The following is a 4,166-nucleotide window of genomic DNA, read 5'->3' on the forward strand; positions in this document are numbered from 1 at the left end:
CCATCGGCATTAATAACAAGTGAGCCACCATCAAGCACAACTGTGGTGCCAGCAGCATAGGTTTCGCCGTTAACTTCAAAGCTCGTGACACTGAGATCGCTATCGATATCTGAATCATTGGCTAGCACATTGCCTGTCGCCACTTGATCTTCGGCAATGGTTTGGCTGTCGTTAGCAACGATGGTTCGAGAATCTAGTAAGTTGATGTTGTTGTAAACAAGGCTTTGGTTGGTATCATCTTGCTGATTACTTGCTTGCATATCTGTATCAAAGCCACTGCTAGCAATAGTTTCCGCAGCTCCTCTTGATATAGATACATGACTTGAACCGCCTTCATTACCAGTTTGTCCGCCTGCTGCAGTATCTGGCCCCTCAGTAGGATCTTCTCCTGCTTCAATAAGTGCTTGAATCTCAGCTATTTCGTTTAGAAGCTGTTGCTCATCTGTCGAGGCTGCTTGCTCTGAGGTTAAAATCGAACCATCACTATTTTTAATTTCTATACTGCTACTGTCAGCGAGTAATAAGTCGGTACCAGCAGGGATTACGTCGCCTTGAATTAGTTGTTTTGTATTGCCGTCAATATTGGCTGTAACGACACCGTTAAGGTTTAGAATATACCCAACCTGAGTTGTGATAATTGACTTCATTGTTTGGCTCCCTGCGAAAACAATTTGTAGCAGTAGTATTGGTTGTGATAACGCACATTTAACCAATGTTATACAGTTTGAAATATTGGGTCAATTTTTTGACAGTACTCTTAACACTGCTTTTTAAGGTTTTTTTAGCTGGAAATAATGAGTTGATTGGGTAAGAAAACAAAACAGCCACTATATATAGTGGCTGTTTTATTTCGACAAGTTAGAAGTTGAACTTTTGACTGATATTAAGGTGGATTCAGTCCGTCATCAAATTGATTGTATGGCGGAACGAAAGGTGACGTATTTGGATCAACAATTAACGCTTCATCATTTATTAGTTGGCTAATGATGGTGCTAGCATCTGAAGAACCATAGATGCTTGATAGATCTACACCATCGAGAACGATTGTAACGCCATCAGTGCCTGAACCTAGGCCATCAGCGTCGATAGTGATAGTCGTGTCACCACCGCTAAAGCTAAATGATAAGAAGTCTTCTAGATTGCCATTTTCTTCATTAATTAAAAGGTCGGATAGGTCTAATGCGTCAATCTGATGGTTGAATCCAAATACCGTATCAGTACTGCCATCAGCAGAGCTCACTCCCCATTCGAAAAAGTCTCTTTGGTTATCATCAGGGGATAATTGTTCACCGCCATAGAGTTCATCATTACCTGCGCCCCCTATGATAAGGTCTCGGCCTATTCCACCAATAATAGTGTCATTGCCATCACCTCCGATAAGAATGTCATTACCAGAGCCACCGTCTAAAATATCATTACCTCCTTGTCCAAAGAGGATATCGTTTCCGCTGTCGCCATTTATTGTGTCGTTACCATCATCAACTTGTGATACATCAAATGTTCCATGATTATTAACTATAAAATCATGGATATCGGTATCTTTTACGGCATTAATATTGATGCCTTGGTCGTCGGCTACATACTGCCTAATAGCGTCAATGCCTTGTAAGCCATTACCTAGGAAGTCAGTTAAATCCCCAAAAATGATATCATCTCCAGCACCGCCTGATACGGTGTCATTACCTGGTAAAATATTTGATTGAAGAATTGCATCAGCAAGATCATTAACATCGATGTTATTAATCAGTGGGGCTGAAGAATCGAACTGCTGTAATATCGAGGTGTTTATATTTGGACCTAAACCGATAGCTTCCACATCAGAAATGGCGTTTAACAGTGCGAATGCTGCAAGTGCATTATTGAAGTAATTTCCTGGTTGGCCGTTATCAGTATTTGGCGCACCATCAGTGATAAAGAAGGTGCGATTGTTACCATTAGGGTAATTCGAGTTAAACCAATTGTATGCCTCAGTTAGCGCTGCAGAATAGTTTGTTGTTCCTCCGCTTGTCATTGCAGTAAATGCTTGAGCAATTTGGGCCGCTGCATTACCTGTACTGAGATCGATTTCGATTAAAGTATTGGCACTTTGGTCAAAGTCAACGAGTAGTACATTCACAGTGCCGGCACCAGGTTGGTTAGCATTCGCTATTAAGGTATTCAATACAGCCGTTATTTGCTGTTTTGCTGTGGCTACAGCATTAGCTCCCATGCTTCCTGAAGAGTCAATTACAAAGGCAAGGTTATAATCATCTCCCGGCATAAACCCTGATACATCACTGACAATGGTGTCATTACCTGTAGTCCCGGTATAAGTATCGTCACCAGGGTTTAAGGTTGCAGTATCAAAGACCCCTATATCTACAGTCGCTGTATCTAATCCGCCATTACCATCACTAATGGTATAGTTGAAGCTAACCGGATTTGAAGAGTTTCCATTATGAGAGAATGTAAATGACCCATCAGCTTGGACTGTTAATTGTCCACCTGGTAGCGAAATAGTCGCAGAACCATTTACATAGTTTAAATCGACGCCATTTATTTGAGTAATAGTTAACGTATCTGCATCCCCGTCACTATCTACTCCACTTTCAGTGTCATCAGTAATCATATTGGCCGTAATGGCTGAACCTGAATCAAGTTGGTAAGAGTTGTTGAGTGCGTTAGGAAGCAAGTTGTCTGGCGTTAGAGTAATATTAAATTGACCAGTATTATCTTGAGTAAAGACAACAGCATCGTTATCTCCATCAGTAGCGGAATAACCAAACTCTATATCTATCGGCTCGTTAAATATTAGACCAGTTGATGCAAGGCTTGTTAATTGGAAGTCTTCGCCTGAGACATGGAATATTTCAATAGACATAATTGATAATCCATTGGATTCAAGCTCTTCGATTAACAAAGTGGGTGATATGCTGGTATTAACAACTTTGGTACTATTATCCGAATAGGTGATAATGTACTGAATATCCGCGGAGCCAGTGTGCACTCCGTTATTATTTGTACCTAAATTGATTGCTAACAGTGAGGTTCCATTAGGACCATAGTCTATTTTTATGGATTCGTTATCACTAATAGAAGTTTGCGGCCCAACCCCAACACCATGGCTATTGGCATTTATTTGTGACGAAATACCGTTGGTAAAGCCTGTAATCGTTGATATTACATTTGTAGCTTGTCCGTCTTGGCTATAAATGGTTCCATCTGCATCAACGTAGTAAGCGAAATTATTACCTGCAGGCGCGGAGCCTAAATCATAGTCTATGAGAATTTCTTGATCGACTTTTTGTAGAAGCTCAAATACATAGTCATAGTGGCCATTTTGATCAAGCACAGCAGTGACAGTAAATACGTCTGTTCCACTGGCGCTAGCCGTGAGAGTGTTACCGCTCATAGAATAACTTAAGCTCTGGCCATTGTACTGTAAACCTGTTGTTAAGACTTGAAAGCTAACGCTGCCAAACCCATCCGCGCCAGGATCAAATAGATCCCCAGAAACATTGCTACCGATAAGGTGAGGGATAATATTTTGTGCTAATTCATCGACTTCATCTACCGGGGCGTCATCTTCAATGGTTACATCAAAACCAGTGATAACGTCTTGAGTACCATCATTAATAGTCACTCCAAAGTTAAAGGTTAATATGTCTTCAATATCATTGAGTGGATGATCAATATTTTGCAGTAAATTAACGGTATATGTCGCTTCAAAGCCAGATAATCCTGCACTTACAGCCCCCATCACTATGGTCATAACAGGTATGCCGTTAGCTGAACCGGTTAATGTGTTGGTATTTGGATCCCAAGCCCAAGTGACCAAAACATTATTCGAATACATATCTGTACTAGGGCCTGAAAGGGATAACGTGAATATATTGCTATTTGGCGCATCACTATCAGTAAAGGTAATCGTTCCAGTCTCAGTTTTTAAGTTAGTCGTATCGGTTGGCGTACCAACAGCATCGATGATTCCGTTGTCTAGACCTTCTTCTGAAACCGTAACAGGTGTTGCAGAGACAACCTCAGGAGCGTCATTTCCTCCATTGATAGTTATTGTTACTGTTTCAGTATCGTAGGCACCGTTACTGTCGGTGACGGTAACATCAAAACTGAAGGTGATGCTGTCGCCTTCGGCGAGGAAATCCACCAAGGCATTATCGATATCATAG

The 4,166-nt window shown here is 41.1% G+C and carries 2 protein-coding genes; both read right to left on the bottom strand.

Annotated elements, in window-relative coordinates; all coding sequences use genetic code 11:
- On the bottom strand, positions 1 to 647 hold a 647-nt coding region (locus L884_RS22085), incomplete at its 3' end, for a retention module-containing protein (RefSeq protein ID WP_037410949.1).
- 236 nt (positions 648 to 883) lie between these two features.
- Positions 884 to 4,166: VWA domain-containing protein (locus L884_RS0113485; protein WP_028767993.1), on the bottom strand; the 3,283-nt coding region annotated here is incomplete at its 5' end.

It is taken from the genome of Shewanella fidelis ATCC BAA-318, assembly GCF_000518605.1.
Taxonomy (GTDB): Bacteria; Pseudomonadota; Gammaproteobacteria; order Enterobacterales; family Shewanellaceae; genus Shewanella; species Shewanella fidelis.